Annotated in this window: 14 protein-coding genes and 1 pseudogene; 2 read left to right on the forward strand and 13 right to left on the reverse strand. The window is 45.7% G+C overall.

Annotation, left to right across the window (positions count from 1 at the left end; all coding sequences use genetic code 11):
• Window positions 1–537 precede the first annotated feature (537 nt).
• The 6 genes and pseudogenes from DW965_RS08910 to DW965_RS08935 all read right to left on the reverse strand — a co-directional run bounded on the left by DW965_RS08910 (window position 538) and on the right by DW965_RS08935 (window position 7272).
• The gene (locus DW965_RS08910; RefSeq protein WP_147398782.1) at window positions 538–1119 is read right to left on the reverse strand and encodes a hypothetical protein; all 582 of its coding nucleotides are present in this window, start codon (window positions 1117–1119) and stop codon (window positions 538–540) included.
• Between the two features lie 258 nt (window positions 1120–1377).
• On the reverse strand, window positions 1378–1770 hold the full coding sequence (locus DW965_RS08915; RefSeq protein ID WP_119198289.1) for a response regulator: 393 nt from the start codon (window positions 1768–1770) through the stop codon (window positions 1378–1380).
• Between the two features lie 527 nt (window positions 1771–2297).
• Window positions 2298–3784: pseudogene (locus tag DW965_RS22115) on the reverse strand (FGGY-family carbohydrate kinase).
• Between the two features lie 319 nt (window positions 3785–4103).
• On the reverse strand, window positions 4104–5036 hold the full coding sequence (locus DW965_RS08925) for a transketolase family protein (RefSeq protein WP_117509782.1): 933 nt from the start codon (window positions 5034–5036) through the stop codon (window positions 4104–4106).
• Window positions 5033–5866: a transketolase gene (locus DW965_RS08930; RefSeq protein ID WP_117509781.1), complete on the reverse strand. Its 834-nt coding sequence runs from the start codon at window positions 5864–5866 to the stop codon at window positions 5033–5035. Before DW965_RS08930 ends, DW965_RS08925 begins: the two co-directional genes overlap by 4 nt.
• A gap of 5 nt (window positions 5867–5871) precedes the next feature.
• Complete coding sequence (locus DW965_RS08935) at window positions 5872–7272, reverse strand: L-fucose/L-arabinose isomerase family protein (protein WP_117761602.1); 1401 nt, start codon at window positions 7270–7272, stop codon at window positions 5872–5874.
• 324 nt (window positions 7273–7596) lie between these two features.
• On the opposite strand from DW965_RS08935, the gene DW965_RS08940 reads away from it, so the two are divergent.
• Both DW965_RS08940 and DW965_RS08945 read left to right on the forward strand, forming a co-directional pair.
• Window positions 7597–8610, forward strand: coding sequence for a LacI family DNA-binding transcriptional regulator (locus DW965_RS08940; RefSeq protein ID WP_055266225.1), 1014 nt, complete (start codon window positions 7597–7599; stop codon window positions 8608–8610).
• A 264-nt stretch (window positions 8611–8874) separates the two neighbouring features.
• On the forward strand, window positions 8875–10578 hold the full coding sequence (locus tag DW965_RS08945; RefSeq protein WP_055266223.1) for an ABC-ATPase domain-containing protein: 1704 nt from the start codon (window positions 8875–8877) through the stop codon (window positions 10576–10578).
• Window positions 10579–10650: 72 nt separating this feature from the next.
• Here the strand turns inward: DW965_RS08945 and DW965_RS20400 are convergent, their stop codons facing one another.
• The 7 genes from DW965_RS20400 to DW965_RS22120 form a co-directional block, all read right to left on the reverse strand.
• Window positions 10651–10785 carry a hypothetical protein gene (locus DW965_RS20400; protein ID WP_256372852.1) on the reverse strand — a complete coding sequence of 45 codons (135 nt, stop codon included), beginning with the start codon at window positions 10783–10785 and terminating at the stop codon, window positions 10651–10653.
• Between the two features lie 2 nt (window positions 10786–10787).
• The gene (locus DW965_RS08950; RefSeq protein WP_119198290.1) at window positions 10788–11147 is read right to left on the reverse strand and encodes a hypothetical protein; all 360 of its coding nucleotides are present in this window, start codon (window positions 11145–11147) and stop codon (window positions 10788–10790) included.
• Between the two features lie 91 nt (window positions 11148–11238).
• Window positions 11239–12207 (reverse strand): hypothetical protein, encoded by a 969-nt coding sequence (locus tag DW965_RS08955; RefSeq protein ID WP_055266219.1) that lies wholly within the window; start codon window positions 12205–12207, stop codon window positions 11239–11241.
• Window positions 12208–12723: 516 nt separating this feature from the next.
• The gene (locus DW965_RS08960; RefSeq protein ID WP_055266217.1) at window positions 12724–13437 is read right to left on the reverse strand and encodes a hypothetical protein; all 714 of its coding nucleotides are present in this window, start codon (window positions 13435–13437) and stop codon (window positions 12724–12726) included.
• A gap of 37 nt (window positions 13438–13474) precedes the next feature.
• On the reverse strand, window positions 13475–14638 hold the full coding sequence (locus DW965_RS08965; RefSeq protein ID WP_117761601.1) for a hypothetical protein: 1164 nt from the start codon (window positions 14636–14638) through the stop codon (window positions 13475–13477).
• A 141-nt stretch (window positions 14639–14779) separates the two neighbouring features.
• Entirely contained in the window at window positions 14780–21196 is a 6417-nt protein-coding gene (locus DW965_RS08970; RefSeq protein ID WP_119198291.1) for a hypothetical protein, read from the reverse strand.
• Window positions 21197–21320: 124 nt separating this feature from the next.
• Window positions 21321–21477: transposase (locus DW965_RS22120; protein WP_199681642.1), on the reverse strand; the 157-nt coding region annotated here is incomplete at its 5' end.

The following is a 21477-nucleotide window of genomic DNA, read 5'->3' on the forward strand; positions in this document are numbered from 1 at the left end:
CCTGCATTCTGTGCCTTATCCTCTACGAAAAATTTGCTGTACGTTCCACAAACATGAAACATTTTTCTGCACAGGTTTTGCCCGGTCAAGCGGATATTCGCAATCCGCTTCGCTACTTGCTCATAACCGAATAACTGCTCCGCAGTTTATCAGAAGGAGCTTACACTCCTCCTGATACAAGCAAGTCCCCACCCACTGCTTATTGCTTTTCGCACTGGAAACAGGGGACTTACTTGATTCGGTTAAACTACCGCCTTATTTTCAGCCACATTTTTTGTGGATACTGATGTGTATCAAATGCTGTTCCACTCTGACTTGCTTTATATCATCGGTGGAGATGCTATTTTCCTGCCTCAGCCTTCTCTCTAAAGCTCAGGATTTCCTTCAGAGACCTTGGTTCATAATTCATCCATGGCTTCATACATCCCACATTGTATGCCTGCGGTCTGCACTCATAAATGTGTCTGCTGCATTCCTGCTTTCTGCACGTCTCTGTTCTTTTTGTGAATGTCCGTGCTTTGTTCTGTATATACTATATTACATATTTTCGATTTTTGCATTTAACTTCTGGTTTAATTTTTCATGTGATATGTTTTCTGGTTTTTCCCAGCTCCACACAGTACTGTCCAGACCTGATTTCCCTTTGGACAGTGCCTTTAGCTCTTCCACGCAGAATTCCGTCGCGCGTACGATGTACTCGTTGGCCATTTGTCTGGTAAGGATGGACAATTTCTCTTCTTTTCTCTGGACGAATTCCCCGCGGACTTCTTTTATAAGACCTTTCACATCGAATTCAGCAAGCTGTGCCAATGGCTCTTCTGTAAGATCCAGCTCCTGGAGCATTTTCTGGGAAAGGCCATATTTTTTCGAAACATATTCATTTAATATCTCGTAGTCCCGATGCAGTTTTTCTACATTTCCAGGAGCGCTCGAATTCCAGCCATGCTCCCCATACATAAATCTCCGATATAGCATATCCTGGATCAGATGAAGATAATAGCCGAGATATAAATCATCCTTCTCCATGTATTTCCCGTATCTGTCGCGGAAAAATTCGAGATCGTATGTGTATCTGGTATTTTCGCAGATTTTCTTCTTTAAATGGCTATTTCCCGCCACCGCCCCATCCGGCAGAATCACCCCAAGAAACAGGCGTTGATATCTCGAAACGAGACTTTTTTTCTCATCTCCTGTACAATTGCCAAGTGAATCATGCTTGATGCCATAGTGTCCTCTTTTCTAAACAAAATATCCGCATGTTTCCTCTTACATTACCCAGCACCGTTTCTGTATAAAATCAAAGACACTCACAACGAAAGCCGGAATCCTTTGCAACTTCAGTGTAGCAGGGTTCGTACGGATCATGCACCGCGTAAATCATTTACTTTTTTCCATCTCTCTTACAAGATCACAAAGTTCTTCTTCCCAGTCACTGATTTCCGAATACCAGATGCATCCATACACACCTGGAAGTTTCATATTTCTTGAGGAACATACGATAATCTTGGTTTGATTTCCCTGCTCCTGCAGAATCTGAACTAACTTTTCTCCCGCTTCTGTATCGCTGATAGCTCCTGACCTCATTGGAAAATGCATATCTGTTATGATCAGATTGAACGGCTCTCCTGCGTTTTCTGCATCTTTCAACATCTTCAGACCATCTTCTACATTAGACACCTGCTCAACCGATGCCACACTACAGCGGTTACCTAATATTTTTCGAATTGCATTTGCCTTATAAACACTGTCCTCAAAGTTCAGAACCTTCATATTCCGCAGTCTCCTCTCTCATTTCTGTTGTTTGTATCTTTCATACAGCCCTATCTTCCGTTCGCTTTTGTATTCTTTTCAATCACAGTTTAGATTCTATTTTTTCCCAAGTACCTGTCGGGAGTTTTGATTTTCTCATCTTGAAGCCATCCTTTCCAACATTTGCGGCTTTTGGCACCAGCGGCTGTGCTTATAATCTGCTCTCTATTTTAACGGGTTTTATTTGCTTTGGCAATGGTTCTTAATGGTTCTCTCTAAGAGATTCCTCATCATCAGGCGCAAAAACCCTCCCGCCGCACAGAGCACAAGTCCCCGGGCAGACACATTTGCAGGAGGGCTAAAGATCTTAGAAAGTTGGATTTTGCGTTGTCACAGAAAAAGGCACTGTTTGAGCGACAGCGAGTTTGCCTTTTTCTGCGACGCTTTTAGCAAAATTCAAGTTTCTTAGAGCCTCTTGCCTTCCGAAACAGTGCCTGTCCGGGGATTTGTGCTCTGTGGGGCGGGAGGCCTTTTACACCGTCCGTCCCCTATTTACTTAATACCCCGTCGACAGCCTTTTTCCATCCGGCATATTTTTTCTCCCGGATTTCATCGTCCATCTTCGGTTCATACACACTTCGTTTCATATTTCCCGCGAGTTTTTCCAGATCGTAGACCCCGGCTGAAATACCGGCCATATAAGCCGCCCCGATGCCGGAAAGCTCCTCCGCGTCCGGAATATTTACGCGTTTATTCGTAATATCACTCTGGAACTGCATCAGATATCCGTTTCGTGTCGGGCCGCCGTCCACGCGGAGCTCTTCAATCCGCATGCCGGTATCCTGCTCCATCGCACGGACAAGATCCGTGATCTGGTAGGCAATGCAATCGAGTGCCGCTTTTACCACCTCAGCTTTTCCTGTGGTGCGGGTAATTCCGCTGATCGATGCCGTTGCTTTCTCATCCCAGTACGGCGCGCCAAGCCCGGTAAATGCCGGAACCAGATACGTGCGGTCTGCCGGATTTGCCTCCCTTGCCAGTCCTTCCGTCTCTTTTGCCGAAGAAATCAGCTTCAGATCATCCTTCAGCCAGGTAATCACAGCTCCGGTGTAGTTCAGGTTGCCTTCCAGCACATAGTCCACCTTGCCGCCTCTTCCCCACGCAAGCGAAGTCACAACGCCGTGGCTGCTCTGAATCGGCTTGTCCCCAATGTTCATCATCAGCGAAGAACCCGTTCCGTACGTTGCCTTGATCATACCCGGTTTTAGCAGCCCTGTCCGAACAGAGCCGCATGAGAGTCGCCTAATACACCACAGATCGGAACCGGCTCGGAAAACAATCCTTCCATCGTCGTGGTTCCATACACCGCATCGGAATCGCACACCCTGGCCAGCGCACAGACCGGAATCCTGAACATCTCACAGATCTTCTCATCCCATGCCAGTGTTTTCAAATTAAACAACTGCGTTCTCGACGCATTTGAAAAATCTGTTTTAAATGCATGATCCCCCGTCAGCTTGTAAACCAGCCAGCTGTCAATCGTACCCAGGCAGAGTTTCCCGTCTGCAGCACGTTTCTGTCTTTCTTCTCCGCCGTTTCGAAGCAGCCACGCCATCTTTGCAGCAGGAAAATAAGCCGAAAGCTGCAGACCCGTCGCCTCGCGGATCTCCTCTGCGTGCCCCTGCTCCGCAATCTCCTGCGCAATGCCGCTTGCGCGGCCGCACTGCCATACAATTGCCTCTTCCAGCGGTTCCCCGGTCGCCTTGTCCCAGATCGCTGTCGTCTCACGCTGATTGCTGATGCCGATTCCGGCGATTTCTTCCGGTGCAACACCGGACTCTGCCACCAGCGTTTTTACCGTCTGTACTGTATTCCGGTAAATCTCATTCAGATCATGGGACACCCATCCCTTTTCATTGACAATCTGCCGGTGCGGCAAGTCGGTACGGCGGAGTAAATGTCCCTCCCCATCAAAGAGCAGCGCTTTCGTTCCCTGCGTGCTCTGATCAATTCCGATAATATACCTTTTCTCCATTTTTCCAGCTCCATTCCTAAAATTTTATAAATATCCAGATCCCCATCTCGAATAACGCTGAATACACCCTGTTTTTCAACACACCATGCGTCATTTTCTATTGTCGCAGCATTCACCCTGCCCCTATAGGCAAGATCTTTGGCGATTACCACACATTCCAACATCTTCCGCAGAACGATTTATTCCTGATTATATAGAAAAAGTTCCTGCGTTCCCGGATTTTCTTCCGCCCGGGCACGCAGGAACATGGCATACGCAGACCTGCGGCAGTTTACAGTTCCCTGCGGGCTATCACATTCACCGCTGATTCCATTTCTGGTTAAGCCAGTAATTCTTTCGCTTTTTTTGCAATGCCCTCGGCATTCAGTCCATAATAGTCAAATACTTCTTTGGAAGTTCCCGTGATCACCGGCGCATCCGGCAGAGACATAGGAACGACTTTGCGCGGGCACTCCGCACCGACCACCTGGCTCACCATCGATCCAAGACCGCCGAATGGAGCGTGCTCTTCGATCGAAATGACAACTTTTGCCTTCTTTGCAGCCTCTACCAGACCCTCTTTGTCCAACGGCTTCACACAGTACATATCGAGCAGTCCTACGCTGATTCCCTCTTCTTTCAGCATAGCAGCTGCATCGAGCGCCGGGCGGACCATCTCACCGCAGGCTACCAGTAAAACATCGGTGCCTTCCGAGAGAGCCGTTGCCTTATCCATCTCAAACGGGGTATTTTCTTCGCTGTAAATATCCGCAACGGCATTTCTTCCCACTCGGATATAAGCCGGTTTTTCATCGGTAAGGAGCGCCTCAACCAGTTTTGCTGTCTGGAAACGGTCGCTTGGCAGATACACACGCATATTCGGAATGGCTGCCATTGCTGCGATATCCTGTGCAGAATGATGGCTCATGCCAAGCGCACCGTAGCTCACACCGCCGCTGATACCGATCAGCTTTACATTGGTGTTGGAGTATGCACAGTCAATTTTCGCCTGCTCATAGCTTCTGGTGGAGAGGAAGCACGCCGGAGATGCCGCAAATGCTTTCTTGCCGCATTTTGCAAGACCGGCAGAAACGCTGACCAGATCCTGCTCCGCAATACCCATCTCCACAAACTGCTCCGGATACGCATTTGCAAACGGTGTCAGGGAAGCACTTCCCCTGGAATCGCTGCAGAGCACCACGATATCTTTATCCGTTTCGGCATGTTTCATTAAAACCTCGCAAATGGCCTGTCTGTTTGGAATCTTATTCATGACAGTGCCTCCTTTCTCTCATCCAGATCCTTCATAATCTGTTCTACTTCCTCCGGTGTCGGCACTTTATGATGCCACTCCGCCTTATTTTCCATCACGGAAGAACCACAGCCCTTCGTTGTGTTTGCAATAATAACCGTCGGTTTTCCCTTGCAGTGTTTCGCCAGCTCAAACGCATGAACGAGCGCGTCCATATCGTTGCCCGGTACGGAAAGAACATTCCATCCGAACGCTGCCCATCTCTCCTCCTGGCTGTCCTGTTTCATGACATCCTCGGTATTTCCGGAGATCTGCAGACGGTTGCGGTCTACGATCGCACAGAGGTTGTCCAGCTTGTAGTTTCCTGCGGACATTGCGCCCTCCCAGACAGAGCCTTCTGCCAGCTCGCCGTCACCCATAACGGTGTAGACACGGTAATCTTTTTTATCCATTTTTCCTGCCAGCGCCATTCCCACGCAGACCGGAAGTCCGTGGCCGAGAGAACCGGAATTCATCTCGATGCCCGGCAGTTTATTGTTCGGATGGCCGATGTACGGGCTGCCGAATTTGGAGAATTTTTCGATGACCTCTTCCATCGGGAAGAATCCCTTTGCTGCAAGTACTGCATAATATGCCTCAACGGAATGACCTTTACTCATTACAAAACGGTCGCGGTCCGGGTCGTCCATGTTCTTAGGGCTGATGTTCATCTCTTTAAAATACAGCGCTACAAGCACATCAATGACACTCATGTCACCGCCGATGTGGCCGCCCTTGCCGGAAACTACCATTTCCACTACTTTCTTCCGCAGATCATACGCCAGACAACTCAATTCCTTGTATTCACTCATGATTTTCATTCTCCTCTTAAATATGCTTTGACATCTTCCTCGATCGGATCATATAAATCCGGGGCAATGCCGATGTATTTGCATGCTTCATACAGAACCGGCACAACGTTCTCGTGGATACCGACACAGTGGTGGATGTACGGTCCTTCCACGATTTTTGCCTCGAGGCGTTTCAGGTTCTGTACCTCAACCCATACGTAGGTTCCCTTCGTGTAAGGTCCCTCGACACCTTTTGCATTTCCAAGCAGCAGGGAGTACTCTCCGTTGTCTCCGTCGAAACGCGCCAGTGTCATTTCGCCTAATTTTGCCTGTGCCTCTACAGCTCCCGGATGACTGAATGCCAGAGGATAACCGATGGTCGGTTTTTCCTGTGCTACCGAGATTGGCCACGGTCCGCAGTGCTGCAGCAGCTCGCCGTTCTCGTTGTCCGGGTGGCGTACCGTCCAGTCGGCAAAGAAGCTTCTCTTATCGTTTCTGCCGGCAGCCTCTACCATCAGAGCGGTGATGGCGCCATGGATATCGGTCTCACAGACAACCGGAATTCCCTCTTCGTTCAGCAGGGAGTTTGCCGCACACGGCATGATGCCGATCTCACCCTGCAGCGCGTTCCAGCACTGGATCGCGATGGCATTGCAGGAATATTTTGCAGCCAGATTTTTCATCGCAACCTTCAGAGCTGCTACATTTTCCAGTTCTTCCGGTTTAATCTTTACGCACATATTGGTATTGCAGTAAGAAACGACGTTTGCTACCTCGGTTCCTTCTGCTTTTACTTTTTTCATCTCTTCGGTCAGTTCCGGCAACGGAATCGGAGAAAGCTGAATATTAAACTTCTCCAGCAGTTCGCCTTCGTTGCACATCGTGGACCAGAAATCGAACGGACGCGGTCCGATCTGCAGGATTCTGGTATGGCGGAACGTATCGACGACGTTGCAGACGGCAAGGAAATCTTTGATGCCGCGTTCAAATTCCGGATCGGTCAGGCGGCAGTTCGTCATATAGGTAAAGGGGACCTGGAATCTTCTGAGCACTTTTCCGGTTGCGAAAAGTCCACACTGGCTGTCGCGGAGACGAACACCATTTTCATCCGGGCGCTCATCGCGCGGTCCCCAAAGGAGTACCGGCAGTCCCATCTCTTTTGCCAGTCTTGCACAGACATACTCGGTACCGAAGTTGCCGTGCGGGAAGAAAATTCCTTTTACATTTTCTCTTTTGAATTTTTCCTGGATCTTTTCACGGTCCGCTTCATCGTAAAACAGGCCTTCCTCGTTGATATCGGTGATGTCCACAAATTCAACGCCAAGCTCTTTCAAACGCTCTCTCGTCAAGTTGGCGTATTTTACGGCATCCGGCGCACTGAAAATGCTTCTTCTCGTAGGGGCAAATCCGATTTTGACTGATTTCATATTCATTTCCTCCATTTAATTTTTCGTTGAATTTTGTTAAATTCACGATTGAATCATCTTCTTTTCTATAGCCATTATATTACTAAATATAATTGAATTTGTCAATCTTGTTTTAGTTATATTAAATATCTTTTAGTAATTTACACAAAAACAGCACCCGTTTTTTATGCATTCCTTCATATTTTTAAATTTTTCCGCTCAGAAGTTGACTTCCTTTTTAATTCATATTAAAATCAGACCATGAGTTTAATACTTTTTCAGAAATCTGGCCGCTGTTTTACAGATTTCTGGCATCCCGAATTTATGGAACAGGAGTAAAATCTTATGAATATTTCTGCAAAAGAACTGGCAAAGTTGATTAACGTATCGCCTGCCACCGTTTCGATGGTTTTCAATAATAAACCCGGCATCAGCGATGCCACCAGGGAACTGGTTTTAAAGACTGCAGCCGAGTATGGCTATGAGCCCAAAAAGAACGAATCTTCCGGCGCATCTTCCCGCATTATCCAGCTGGTCAATTATAAAAAGCATGGAAAAGTCGCTGCCGACACACCGTTCTTCTCCCAGCTGACCGAGGGAATTTCCACCGAATGCACCCGTCAGGGCTGTGCACTCCATATCTCCTATTTTTATGAGACGATGGACATCGACAGCCAGCTTGACGCGCTCCGTGCTGTGGACTGTGAGGGGATTCTCCTTCTCGCAACCGAGATGGCGCCGTCCGATTTCCGCAAGTTCCGCGATTTTTCTGTCCCGATTGTTGTGGTGGACTGCTATTACGACGAGCTGGATTACGACTGCGTTCTGATTAACAACATCCAGGGCGCTTTCAACGCCACCAGTTATCTGATCCAGTGCGGTCACAAAAACGTGGGCTACCTTCATTCGAGCCTCGACATCAGCAACTTCTCCGAGCGCGCCGACGGCTATTACAAGGCACTCCGCGCAAACGGCATAAGCACCTCCCATCCCTATGTACACGCCGTTTCCCCGACCTCTGACGATGGCTACCGCGACATGCTGCGTCTCCTTGAGTCGAAAGCGCCGATCGCCGATGCTTATTTCGCCGACAATGACATCATCGCTGCTGCTGCCATGCGCGCGCTGCGCGAAAACGGCTACCGCATCCCGGAGGATGTCTCCATCATCGGTTTCGACGATGTTCCGATGTGCGATATGATGGTTCCGCCGCTTTCCACCATGAAAGTCAGAAAACGGGAACTCGGCGCAACCGCTGTCCAGCGCCTTCTTGACCGCGTATCTGACCCGAAACGCGAGTGTCTGAAAATGTGCATGGCAACCAAACTGGTAAAACGCCAGAGCGTTTCCAAACGTTGACATTTCGCGAAATTTCCTGTATTTCTTATTTATCTGATTCACTTCGAACGCACACGGCGTGCAAAGCAGGCATCCTGATATTCCATGCTGTCTCCTTCCCTGCATTGCCACAGCAAAAAAGAGCGAAAAGTCCTCCCTCTGTGGAGAGGCTTTTCGCTCTTTTTTGCTCTGCACCATTTTGCTTTGGATTTTTCCGTTCTGCTATGCTATAGTTATCACAAATGATCTATACAAAGAATCTTCATTTTGAAAGGAGTTTTTTTTATGCAGTCTGCAAATGACCTGAAACAGCTTTTATTTAATATCAACCACAAAAGTTATCCCGCCTATAAGTCTGCCCGCGGTGCTTACCAGTTTCCAAACTATATCCTCTCCATCGACCACGTCCAGGGCGATCCCTTTGCCGCACCATCGCGCGTCAGCATCCATGTCACCGGAAAAACTGCCGCATTTCCGCCGTCCCTGTACGACACGTACGAGAAGCGCATCGCTCTTCAGGATTACCTGCTGCGCCAGTTTGCACGCGCAATCGCACCGTATTCCTTCCGTGCAAAGGGATCCGGCAAAAGCGGACTGCTTGGCGTAAGCCGCTGCGGTCAGGAGATTCTCGAGCGCACCGCCTGTGTTTTCAATGCAGCAAACGGCAGTCTGGTTCTCAACATGGAAATCGGTTTTCCCGCCAACGGCCGCACCATCGCCGCCCAGGAGCTGATCCGCATTCTCTTCGACTTTCTGCCGGGCTGCGTGGAAAAATCGCTTTTGTACCGTTTTCTGAATCCGAAAGCCTGTGCCGCGGTTGCTGCTCTTTCTGAGGATCAGCAGGCCATTCGGCAGCAGTTAAAAGAAAAGCACCTGACGGCTTTTGTTGCCGATGGCGCCATTCTCCCGCGCGAAACGGGTGTTTCTGATCTTCCGATGAGGCATGCGGTTCCATTTTCTTCTCCCGACACCTTACGTGTTACGCTGGATCTTCCCAATCACGGACCGATTTCCGGCATGGGCATTCCCCTTGGCGTTACTCTGATTGTCGGTGGCGGCTTTCATGGAAAGTCCACCCTGCTGCAGGCGCTGGAAATGGGTGTATACAACCACATCGCCGGAGACGGAAGGGAATATGTTATCACCGATGCAAGCGCTGTAAAGCTCCGCTCCGAGGACTCCCGCAGCATCAGCAATGTCGATATCTCCCTTTTCATCCACGATCTCCCGGGAAAGAGTGATACGACCGCTTTCTCAACCGCGGATGCCAGCGGAAGCACCTCACAGGCCGCCAATGTAATCGAAGGAATGGAATCCGGCACCGGACTTTTCCTGATTGACGAGGATACTTCCGCCACGAATTTCATGGTACGCGATGAACTGATGCAGCGCGTGGTGGCCGACAGCGAAGAGCCAATCACTCCGTTTATCAGCCGCGTGCGTGACCTGTATGAAAAGCTTGAGATTTCTTCCATTCTCGTCGCAGGAAGTTCCGGCTCCTATTTTCATGTTGCCGATACGGTCATTCAGATGAAAGAATATGTTCCGTATGACATCACAGAACGTGCCAAAGCCATTGCCGCGGAATTCCCGCCGTTTACGGCTTCTGTGCGTCCGTTTGCACTCCCGTCTTTCCAGCGTCATCCACTGCCGGATAAAGTCTTAACCGGCAGCGACCGCACAAAAGTCAAAGTGATGGGACAGGAATCCATTCTGGTTAATAAATCCCTGACTGACCTGCGGGCCGTGGAACAACTCACGGATTCCGAGCAGCTCTCCGGACTGGCGGCGCTCCTTTTAGAGGCTGCAGAGCGGGCGATGGATGGAAAGAAAACCTTAATTCAGGTTGTCGATCTGCTGGAAAAAGAAATGGATGAAAAAGGGCTTTTGGCGCTCCTGGCCCCTGGACGCCCCGGCAACCTGGCTCGCCCAAGACGCCAGGAAATCTTCGCCTGCCTGAACCGGTGCAGGAATTTGAAATTCAGATAAAAGGAAGGGGCTGAACAAAAAATTTTCTGTTCAGCCCCTTATGATTTTTACTTCTATGCCCTGTATTTTTATTTATCCACGCACAATATGATGAATAAAATAGTCCGCATCCACGATCCGATAACTATTTTTCTCTGTAGAATCTTTTATGATTACCTGTCCATTTTCTGTTTCAAGCGTAATATAAGTTCCATCACTTCTATACACCGTCATCTGCTCCTTCGGGCGTTCCAGCATCCTGATCGGATCTTTTTCCTTTTTATCCGCTGAAGTTCATTCTCTGTCATAAAAAATTCTATTTCCGAAATTTTTCTGTTTTTCTTCAACGGTGTGCTTCTCATGGAACCATTTTTGTTCATCCAGCGATCCGCAAACAGAACATCTTCTGTCATTTTCGTAATTACCTCCGATATTCCTTCAATCTGTTTTATTGAAATACCTTGAAGTACGCCTGTAATGATTTTCTTATATTCTTCTTGCGTGATATCAACACACAATTCATTTCTTCTATTTTGCTCAAAAATATCTCCTGATTCATAGATCACCTTATATTGAAAATGAAATCGCATATATGTTCCCTCTATCTCAGTTTTTCTATTTACGCCTAATGGTTCCTGACCCCGAGTAGGATCTGTCCCCGAGTCGTTTCATATCATCGCTTTATTTTTGCATCAAACTCACAAACTCTGCTTCCGACATTCCAACTCTCTTCGCAGCATCCGCACTACTTAAAACATGGTCCCGAACCAGGGAAAAGAGCATTTCTAATTTGCCTTTCTCGATTCCTTTTTCCATTCCCTGTTCAATTCCTTTCTCGATCCCTTTCTGGATTCCACGTTCCTCTACTGTATCAGACAAATTACACATTAAGCTCAGCTCCTTTCCAAATCCGTTTTCCATTTGAATTTCATACTCTTGTTCCAAACGCTCTTTCTTCTCTTTTTCTGCCAGCTCCGTATTAAACAACGTCTGCAGCATTCCCAGAAACTGATCCTCTGTTTCTTTCTTTGTATTCAGGCACACCATCACGACCGACAGTTTGTCGTATTCTTTCCTTCGATCCGGAATCCCCGGTATCAGGTCTGTTTTTTCAAGTTTATACTCTGAAATAGCATTTCCAATGTACTGCGGTGCATTCATACAGATCCAGATGGAATACACCTTTTTGATCTTATCGTATTCCGGAATTTCGAACTCTGTTCCCAGCTGTGCCGATATCATTCTTGCCCCATAGAACACGCCGCGTGTCGTCAGAGAATATCCCGTATGGTATTTCTTCTGTGCTTCCACATTAATAATCAGGCGGATTTTTTCTCTGCTTTTGGGTATCCAGGCAAAAAATCGGATATCATAAAAAATGGTTCCTTCTTCGTTTACCTTATCTTCATTCGCCATTCCCGTAATCTGCGATGCATTGGTTTCTCCCGGGTTTACTCTCCGGCTTCCGATCTCTGGCTCCCCCTCGATGCATTTCATGATTTCTTCCCGGTTCATCCCCGCATATTCCCTTACCGTTCTCTGCAGGATCCAGGAAAGAACGTTCTTGTCACCCAGCACTTTTTTGCACTGTTCATCATACTGGATCTTCGCCTGCGCAAGATCCAGATTCCGTGCAAATTCGTTTCTCATAGATCCCCTTCTTTCTGTTTTGTTTTCTTCTTAACCTGCTTTTATTCTGCCGCAGCTTCATTTCTCTATAATTTTTTCCGTACGGATTTTCCTGGCATCTTAATATTTTTTTCGAGTTTTACTTCTCAATCCATTTTCATCCTTTCGCATCCGTGTTCTATTTTCTTTGCCATCGATGTCTGTGTGTTTTTAGTTTAGCACGAAAGAGACGATAACACAATTTGTTTTGATTCCTAAATTTCCAAGCCCAGCAATCTCCAAATCGTTTTTGTTTCTCTAATGGTACCTGACCCCAAGTAACCATCACTCTTTTCTGTACCCTTCCGCCCGCCCAATTATGTGCTGAAGAGAGGTCTGTTCCGTTGCAGACACAGATGCTATAGTATGATGTTCTTTTGTTCTATTACTATATCATATTTGCGATTAGACTGCCACTGCTACAGTCTTACATTTTTATTAAAAAATCCACAGCCAGAATGTCCCCTCCAGACTCCCGGCTGCGGATTTCGCTGTTACTCAGCCCGCCATAATATAAATCATATCCGTTTCTTTGTTGTTCTGTACCGTTTCATCCCAGGTGATATGCAGAATATAATAGTTCACATAATTCCCATTTTTATCTGGCTTTTGCCTTTCATCCGGAAGTTTTTCCTGACTGGCTGTCTTCCAATAAAGAGGCTCTGCTGATATCTGAACATTCCCATATTTTTCATATGTTTTCTCATGATAAGCATTTGTTGCATAGTTGCTTTCTGTCTCTTTATTTAAATAGTTTCCTGCCAACTTACTACCTTTCTTATAGTAATCCCCCAGATAAAAAATACTTCCATTCACCGCATCCGTTTCTATAGATGCCTTATCAATTTCATACGAAAATCCAATATTCGTAGTATGTGCCAGCTGAAGATGATAAGCCAGTCCCGGCTTTGTGCTGTACACACAGAATACAACGTCTTTATACTTCTGCGCCCCGGAAACGTCAATATTGCTCAGCTCCAGCTGCTGGATCGGTTTTGCATCTCCGGCTCCGATCAGCAATGCGTTTGGCATATTTACTTTCGTTATCGTCTCTATGCTTCGATGCATATACAGCCAGGCAAAAACCGGCAGCGCCAGAAGGGCAGAGAATGTCAGAATCACAGATATGACAACCCGTTTTTTCCGCGTCAGCCGCATCCTGTGCTTCCCCTGTCTGACCTCATCCTGCTGTCTCTCTGTCTGCTCCTTCATGGAAGCACCTCCTTCTTTGCCACGTTTTTGTCCGGTTTTACTGCGCATCCAGTTTCAGCTGCACATACTGGACGTTTTTCCCAAGATACTGGTCTGCTGAATCATAGTAAGCCGCGACCATAGAATAGAGAGCCGGATTGAATTTCTCCCGTATCTGTGAAAGCGTATCTTTTGTAACATTCTCCTGAAATTTTGCAGAATCCTCCCACCGGAAATAACGGTTCGATGATGAATTCTCCTCCACTTCGCCCATCGTCTCAAACAGGTTCTCCGGCAATGCCGAAAGTGCCTTATCCTCACTTGATAGATCTTCCGGAAACAGCAGCGGATTCTTTCCGCTATAGCCATCTGCTTTTCTCAGATACGACTCCAGCCTTTCCGGCCAGATCCAGTATATCGTAACCGGATAAGCAGTGTCTTTTTGGGCGTTCGTATTGTTCCAGGTCAGCTTTCCACTCTTTACTTCAAGGACAGCCGCTTCCGTTCCGCTGCCAAGACTCATGCGCCATACTCCTGCATCCCGGGATATCCAGCCTTTATAGCACCCCGCCTTCTCATTGTATCCCGCAAACAAAAGAATGTGCCCTTCCAGCAATTGCTGCAGCGACGGATCCGTAACTTCCGTTAAATCATTTTTGGTCACATTCTCCGCATTCTTTTTGTCATCCGCTATCTGATATCCGGCCAGAACCAGCTCCAACGTTACTTTAAGCGGACCATCCTTATTGGGAATGATGTAAAATGTCATTTTTCCATAAGACCCCGGCTCAATCCCTGTCGGTTTTCCATCCTCATCCGTATTGTTCATATTGCTTTCCGGTGTAACAGCCCAGCAGATGGAAGTGTGGCTTCCATCGGTAGACCAGTATTTTTTCCCGTCTATCTCTCTTGAGGCTCCCGGGGATACTGTCAGCAGTTCGTCATACATGCCTCGATCTGCAGACGCATTACTTTCTGTCCCTGCTGCGGCAAGATCGAAGGGCATATCCGCAGGCCGGATAGCAACACCCGTTGCATCGACCCTGGTATTGCTGACAAACCATGCAATACTTACAACGATCATCACAATGAAAGCCGCAACAACGATGATTCCCGTCCGGAAAAAGATTTTCCACTGGTTTTTCAGAAGCTCTATCTGTTTCTGCGCTTTCTGTCTGTATTCTTCTGCCGTCAGCTCTTCTTTTCCTTTTTTCCAGCGCATCCCTTTTCACCTCGCTTCTGTCCTATTTTTTATTGTTACCGTCCACCATTTTCCGGCGAACGGCAACATTTTGTTTGCTGCCGGATCGCTTAATTAAATGTTGGGGGCAAAAGGTTTTTTGCCCCTTTTGACCCTGGTATCTTAATTATTGTCTATCATATCCTGATAGATCCGGGCATTTGTATAGATGATATAATCCGTTGCTTTCGTACCATCCAGTTCACTTCCGCTTTTATCGAGCAGAACCGCAGTCAGGCGCACTCTGTAATTTGCATAAGTATAGCTATTTTGTTCAAATTTCCCGCCACTCAATGGCGTAAAGGTAAATTGCGCAAACTGGTGCTTCGTATCGTCCGATACAAAATTGTTCTTCCACTGATATGCTTTATCACCATTTCCGGAAATATCATCTGATTTTGAATCTTTGACAATATTCTGGAGATAAGATCCAATTTTCAACGGTTTTGTTTCATCATAAGTTCCATTCTCGTTTTTCTGGAACAATTCCATTTTATAGCGGATGGCTGCAGCCTTGGAAAGAGTTTCTGCATCCACATTGGAATAATCATAATCTGCTCTTGTATAGATCATGTCGGAACGGTTCTTTGCTACATCGCTCGGGTTGACTCCAAGCTGCTGCGTCGTATCTCCGATTCCGGTTCCATCTACGCTGGAATATCTGAGGATAGCTTTGGATGGGTTTGTAATGTAATAACGATTTTTATCTTCTTCAGTTTTTTTATTTTCTGTAATCGGCAGCTGCGTGGATGTGTTGGCAATACGTGACACACCAACAACGGATGCACCACTATTATCTGTATCTGCGGTGCCCCTTACCGGAAAACCATCCACGTTATCATAAGTAAGTGTGATTTCAGCTGTAACTGTTATCGCATTCTTCTCACTGTCTGCCTTTTCCACTGCGCTTTTCAACGTTCTGCCTCCATATTGAAGCGACATCGTTTCAAGTCCGGCTGCGTTTGAATTATTACCTTTTTCTGAATAGATTTCTGTTCCATCTGATTTTGAAAACTGATATATATATTGGATGTTTTCTGTACCGATCACACCATTGATTCCAGCCGCATTTTCCAAATATTTTTTCAGGCTGATATCAAACTCGTGATAAACTTCAGAAGGTCCAAGTGACTTGAACTGAGCCTGCCCTGCCTCTGTCAGCCACAATTTACCTGTCAGCTTAATTTTGATACCGTCTCCGTTTTCCATCGCAGTATCTCCCATCGGACTTCCATTATGAATACGGCTGGTGGAAATGCTGAACGTCTGCTGAACTCCATTGTATACTACGTAAGCAGAACTATCCGCATCCTTATCCGATTTAATGACAGCCGGCAACGTACCTTCCTTGCGTGACATTGTTGCGGCATACAATCGGTTGTTTACAATGGACACTCCATCTGTCTTTGGAATCTGAATGGTAAGATAGTACTCTTCCTTCCATTCCTGTGAATTCAAAGAAGTATCCGTTTCCGGTATTGTCATCCGATATTTTTCTGCATCTTTGTCCTTTTCTTCCGCTTTCCGGTAATAGTCTGCGCCGATTCTGACCGTTGCTTTGGACGGATCTGTCTCCTTCACATAATAGGTTGTTCCATCTTTCGGTTCCGACACCGGATCTGCCTTCAGCCCGAGTAAATCGCAGATATAAACAGGAGCGAATTTCTGAGGTGTCTGACCCTGACCGGTACTGCCTGGCACTGTCATATTTGCAAGGTTAAAGCTGTGCAAATCCTCGTTTCCGTCTGTCGTATAAATATAATACTGTTTGGTCTGCCTGTCTACCAACGTCAGCTTCGTTCCTTCCGGGAGCAGTTTTTGTGTATTACCCGAACTGCCCGATGCCAGATCCAGAACCTTGTCATAATACCACAGCAGATTCTCACCATTGTCCAGCATGGACTGCCAGTCTGTCTCTTTCTCATAGCTGTATTCTATCAATGCCGTCAATGGTTCATTGAAGTCTGCGGTTGCATAATGATTTCTGCTTGTATCTGTCATAGGATAATCCAATGCACAGTAATCCGTTCCTGCAAGAAACCTTGTTTTGAAATTGATATAGAGAACCTTTTTCACAAGCACCGGAATGTACAGATGGAAAACATGTGGGTTTGTGGTGTCTGTCGGATCTATGTAGGTCACATCCAGCAAGGTAAACTGACTGCACTGGTTATCATATGCATTCGGGGTGATGGAAAGCTTCTTTCCTGAGCTGACACTTAAGCTTGCATTTGTCTGAGGTGCAAAATTATGAGTCTTGCTGTCCCATTTATAACTCGTTGCTGTAATGTCTTTCTTTTGTTTCTTCGCCGTATCTCCATTGCTCACATTTGTCATTGCCGCAATATAATCCCAGATCATCCCATCCACATCTGCGGTATTATTTACAACAAGCACCGGAAAGTCAACATTCTCGCCTACCGTTGTGGTTGCGTTTTCTTCGACTCTGTAAGTTGTAAGATACGCGTCGTTTGTTTGACTTAATAGTTTTGCAACACTCTTTTTCGTACTATCGTCTACATTCCAGTAGTAAGCTGAATCATGAGAGTCTCTGCCCAGTTCGGTTAAAATTGCTCTGGCTGTTCCAGTTCCTGCCGCATTACCGGTCATAACTGTTCCATCTGCAAAAGGCACATCACTCTTCGGGTTGACATCTACCCATGGGCTGGCGGAAGAGGATGGTTTCGCTGTGGAGGCGGTTGGCCGGTAGGTCTGATCAGCGTTGGCATCGGCGTAGATGATGGTAGCAGAACCGTTTTGAGTTCCAATGTCTTTCTGTGGTAAAACAGTGCCGGAGGCAGAAACTGCTGTCAGGTTAATATTATCATTTGGACCACTTATTCCAATCCAGAATCCAGCAGTATCCATTGCTTTAATATCTGCTTTTAATAGATCATTTGCTCCTTTTTCATCAACTAATCCGACTTTACATGACTGTGCAAGAAAATTATATCCTTTAACACTAATATTTTTTTTATTAATATAAGTAGATCCTGTTACCAGACCCGCATTTCTCGTCCCTGATTGTTTTGTAGCTACCACTACATTCGCAAATGCTACATTCGATGCCTGTATATTTCCATCAGCTGCTCCAATCAGACCACCCACATATCGACCAAGAACAGTAACATTTTCCTGTTGACAATTTTGGAACGTAGCTGTTTTATAAAGATGTCCAATAAAACCGCCAACCCAGTTTTGCGTATCACTCTTTACATAGGTATCCCTTTCCGAACAATTCATGATCTGAACATTGGCATTTGACTGACCTACAAAACCACCTGTGTATTGCTGTCCGTTAATCTTTGAATTACAATCCATGGTTACCCCTGAAATAGCCAATGAACTATCATGATATCCAATTATGCCTCCTGTATAACCTGTTGTTTTTTTCGGATTGTTTACTTCAATAGAATGTAGGACACAACTACTCACATTAATGTTTATATTTGTTCCATTTCTTTTTCCTGCAATCAAACCAGCAACATCTCGAACTTTTTCTCCGGTAACCATCACATTCTTTGCATTCACATTTTCAATATTCACACCAGAAAAATCACAAGCGCCGGCAAGGCCTCCTGCTGCGGCTGTACCATATTTATCTGAAATTGTAGTAACTTTAAGATTCTCGATATTAACATCCTCATTAGAATCTCTTTTGATTTCCAAAGTACCATATCCAACATTCCATCCAACTAATCCACCTGAACTGCCATCGTTCTGAACCCATTTTGATACATTTACATTCACAATAGACCAGTTGTCAAAAGTTACATTTCTCTTAGAATTACTATTATATCCATCAATATACCCAATGGCTCCTCCTGTCATTGTGCCGCCATATACATTAATGTTCTTCAGAGAAAAATCCTTAAAAGTAACCTTACCTGCAGAATTGGCCGTTCTCGCAGCGAATCCACCAACACCTGTTTTGTTTTCTGATTCTTCCACATGGCACAAATTTGAATCTGTTTTATTAAACAGACCGATCTTAACCTTTCCTGATATTGCAAGATTGCTCACACTACACTCTTTTGTAAAATGAAAATCGACAAATACTCCTGCTCCCTGATTTCGCCATGAACCATCTGTATATTCGATTCCGTACTCATTTTGATTCATGTCTAATATAATCTTTGTGGCATTTTTTTCATTACCAGAAATGTTCTTTATCAGAAGATTCCGCCGATATACTTTTGGAATACTGCAATCATTATTCCAAACAACCTTATTCTCCCCATAGCTACATCCAATTCCCCGGAATCCATTGCCATAAGCAGTCATATCAATGCTTTCTACGCTGAATGTAAGATTAACCGGGATATTCTTAACCGGGATATTCGTAGCTGTCTTTGTATCACTGCTCTTTCCTGCCAGCCTTGCTGCTGTGGTACCTGTTGTATAGTTCTTCACCAGATAAGAAACTCTGTTTTTTGCATCATCACTTCCTGCAGAACCTGCATTTTCACCCCAGTATTTTTCATCTGCAAGCCTTGTACCTGCATCTGTTCCTGCATCTGTTCCGATTCCTTCATACGTCGCAGTACGTGGTTTTCCATATTGATACGCATCAACCACCTCGCCGTCTACATCCGTATAACTCCCTGTAGAATCCATCGCTCCTGCACCGCTGTTTACAATTGCGGACAGCAGCCACAGTCCCTGTGCAGACGCTACAGTAGCGTTTAATACACCATCAGTCTCGGATACCGTCAGGTCACTTGTCCCTTCCTGTAAACTTGGAATGGTATAGTTTTTATCGGTATTATTTACAGTACATTTTTCTGCACATGCATAGCCATCTAATACACGGCCAACATAGGGGTTGCGATAGAAATAGTTACCGCCCTCAGTAGTTGTTTTACCATCGGGTGTACCATCCTCCTTTAACATCTTTACTGTTTTCTTTTCATCGGCCGCTTCCGCACATACCGCCGTAAAAGTATTGGTTGTGTTATCCATATTGCGGAATACTACTCCACCGCCGGTTTCTTCATAGTCACTCTTTTCGGTTACGTTGGTTGCCCCACCAACCAGACCGACATATCCTCCGGCAGCTATTAACTCTTTATAGTCACCGCTAAATGATACTGTGTTTTCACTATACTGTACAGACACATGATCAATAATGGTATCACCACCCATGCAATAACCGATAACTCCGCCAAAGAATGGATTTTCCTCTGTTCCCGGCAAACTTGCAGCCTGCATCTGAATCTTTGCATTTGAATAGTCCACCGTCAGATCTTTTACTACGCTTCCACGGCTGTAGGCAATCAGACCGCCGAAGCTGTTTTTGTTCCCGTTCGATCCTTTCATACTTACAGTGATGGAATTGCCGTTATCAGCTGAACCAACAATCACACCGCTGAATGGATTCTTCAGTGTACCAAGTCCGCTGAAGGTTTCTGAGGAAATCGTAATGTCTTTCTCGATTTTGTAATACGCATTTAACAGATAGCTGGTTGCTTTATCTGTATCTATTGTATCTGTTGCTCCATCCGCTTTCCATGCATTATTTTCCCATGTATAGGTAATATCCGTGCCTGTAGTAGTAGCAGAAATAGCATTCCCCTGCGTATGGTAGTTCTCAACTGTCTGTGTCTGACTGTCCAGAACTTTTGAATTAAATACTACCTGGAAGTTTGAAATACTGCCCGGGGTCCTGATATAAAAAGCCAGTGAACTCAGCTGAAGTGCATCTTCAATAATATACGGATCCCCATAGGTACCGCAGCCTTTCAGCAGACCAGTAGATTTCTGGTTGATATCCAGCTCATATGTACTTTTTTCAATATTCTGTGCTACCCTGACATAACGAAGAAAATTCGTGTCCTTATATCTGTCTTTCACATAAGCTTCATTCGCATTTTTATTCTTCTCATCTGTGATATAGCTGTCCACATCATAGTACTGATACTGCTTATCCGGATTTCGACCAATTGTCCCTGTATTCGTCAGCTCCACACCATAAGTAACTTTATTATCGGTACTGTTAAAGTTATACGTACCGGAACCATCAGAAGAATACATAAAGTACTCCATAAGGATTGCCCTGGTAAATATCGTATGAGTTGTGTGATACTCTACCGGCATGGTTCCATTATTCCACACAGAGGTAGATTTTTCTGAATCTTCTTTTACACGTCCGTCCAGTGCAATATCGGAAAATGAAAGAGTCAGCTTGGATGCTGTCTTGTCACCGACGGAGCCGACCAGACTGGTTGCAGCATACGCAGTTTCTTGATTATTACCCTCTACTGTCATATATTCCGCACTGGTGGAGAGATTATCTACGGTCAATTTTGCTGCTTTTGCAATTCGATTGATCAGAAGTGGCGCATAGGTGGTACCATTATTTTTTTCCACACCTGTCACTCTGATTCCATCCAATGTCACATTTTTCAGAGTGATTCCAACAATATTGCTGATCGGATTTCCGATGACACTTCCATAAATCAGTGCACCGGAATTATATTGTGTACTGTTGTCTGAACCGTCTATATTTTCTTCACTTTTAAAAACTTCTTTTCCTACCACACCTGCGAAAGAAGTCTTAAGTTAGCAACCACCAGTTCAACTGGTGGTTTATTATTAGCCCTCCAAAGGGCTATTGTTACTATTCGCCCCAAAGGGCGGTATCGCAAGCACTTTTGCTGGCCCGCTATAAAGCGGTACTACTCGAATCTTCTCGTCTCGATTCTTCTGCTTGCTCTTTTATATACTTTTGAACTGCTTCATCTGTTATATTGCCAATCGTTTCAACATAATATCCTCTAGCCCAAAACGCTTTATCCCATTTACTTTGCAACTCAGGATGC

Source organism: Blautia sp. AM47-4, from assembly GCF_003479865.1.
Lineage (GTDB): Bacteria > Bacillota > Clostridia > Lachnospirales > Lachnospiraceae > Fusicatenibacter > Fusicatenibacter saccharivorans.

Excerpts from the sequence above, each read along its gene's own strand:
- DW965_RS08925 (WP_117509782.1), bottom strand. The coding sequence starts at position 5,036 with ATGAATAAGATTCCAAACAGACAGGCCATTTGCGAGGTTTTAATGAAA.
- DW965_RS08940 (WP_055266225.1), top strand. The coding sequence starts at position 7,597 with ATGAATATTTCTGCAAAAGAACTGGCAAAGTTGATTAACGTATCGCCT.
- DW965_RS08945 (WP_055266223.1), top strand. The coding sequence starts at position 8,875 with ATGCAGTCTGCAAATGACCTGAAACAGCTTTTATTTAATATCAACCAC.
- DW965_RS08915 (WP_119198289.1), bottom strand. The coding sequence starts at position 1,770 with ATGAAGGTTCTGAACTTTGAGGACAGTGTTTATAAGGCAAATGCAATT.
- DW965_RS08955 (WP_055266219.1), bottom strand. The coding sequence starts at position 12,207 with ATGAGAAACGAATTTGCACGGAATCTGGATCTTGCGCAGGCGAAGATC.
- DW965_RS08965 (WP_117761601.1), bottom strand. The coding sequence starts at position 14,638 with ATGCGCTGGAAAAAAGGAAAAGAAGAGCTGACGGCAGAAGAATACAGA.
- DW965_RS08960 (WP_055266217.1), bottom strand. The coding sequence starts at position 13,437 with ATGAAGGAGCAGACAGAGAGACAGCAGGATGAGGTCAGACAGGGGAAG.
- DW965_RS08950 (WP_119198290.1), bottom strand. The coding sequence starts at position 11,147 with ATGCGATTTCATTTTCAATATAAGGTGATCTATGAATCAGGAGATATT.
- DW965_RS08935 (WP_117761602.1), bottom strand. The coding sequence starts at position 7,272 with ATGAAATCAGTCAAAATCGGATTTGCCCCTACGAGAAGAAGCATTTTC.
- DW965_RS08930 (WP_117509781.1), bottom strand. The coding sequence starts at position 5,866 with ATGAGTGAATACAAGGAATTGAGTTGTCTGGCGTATGATCTGCGGAAG.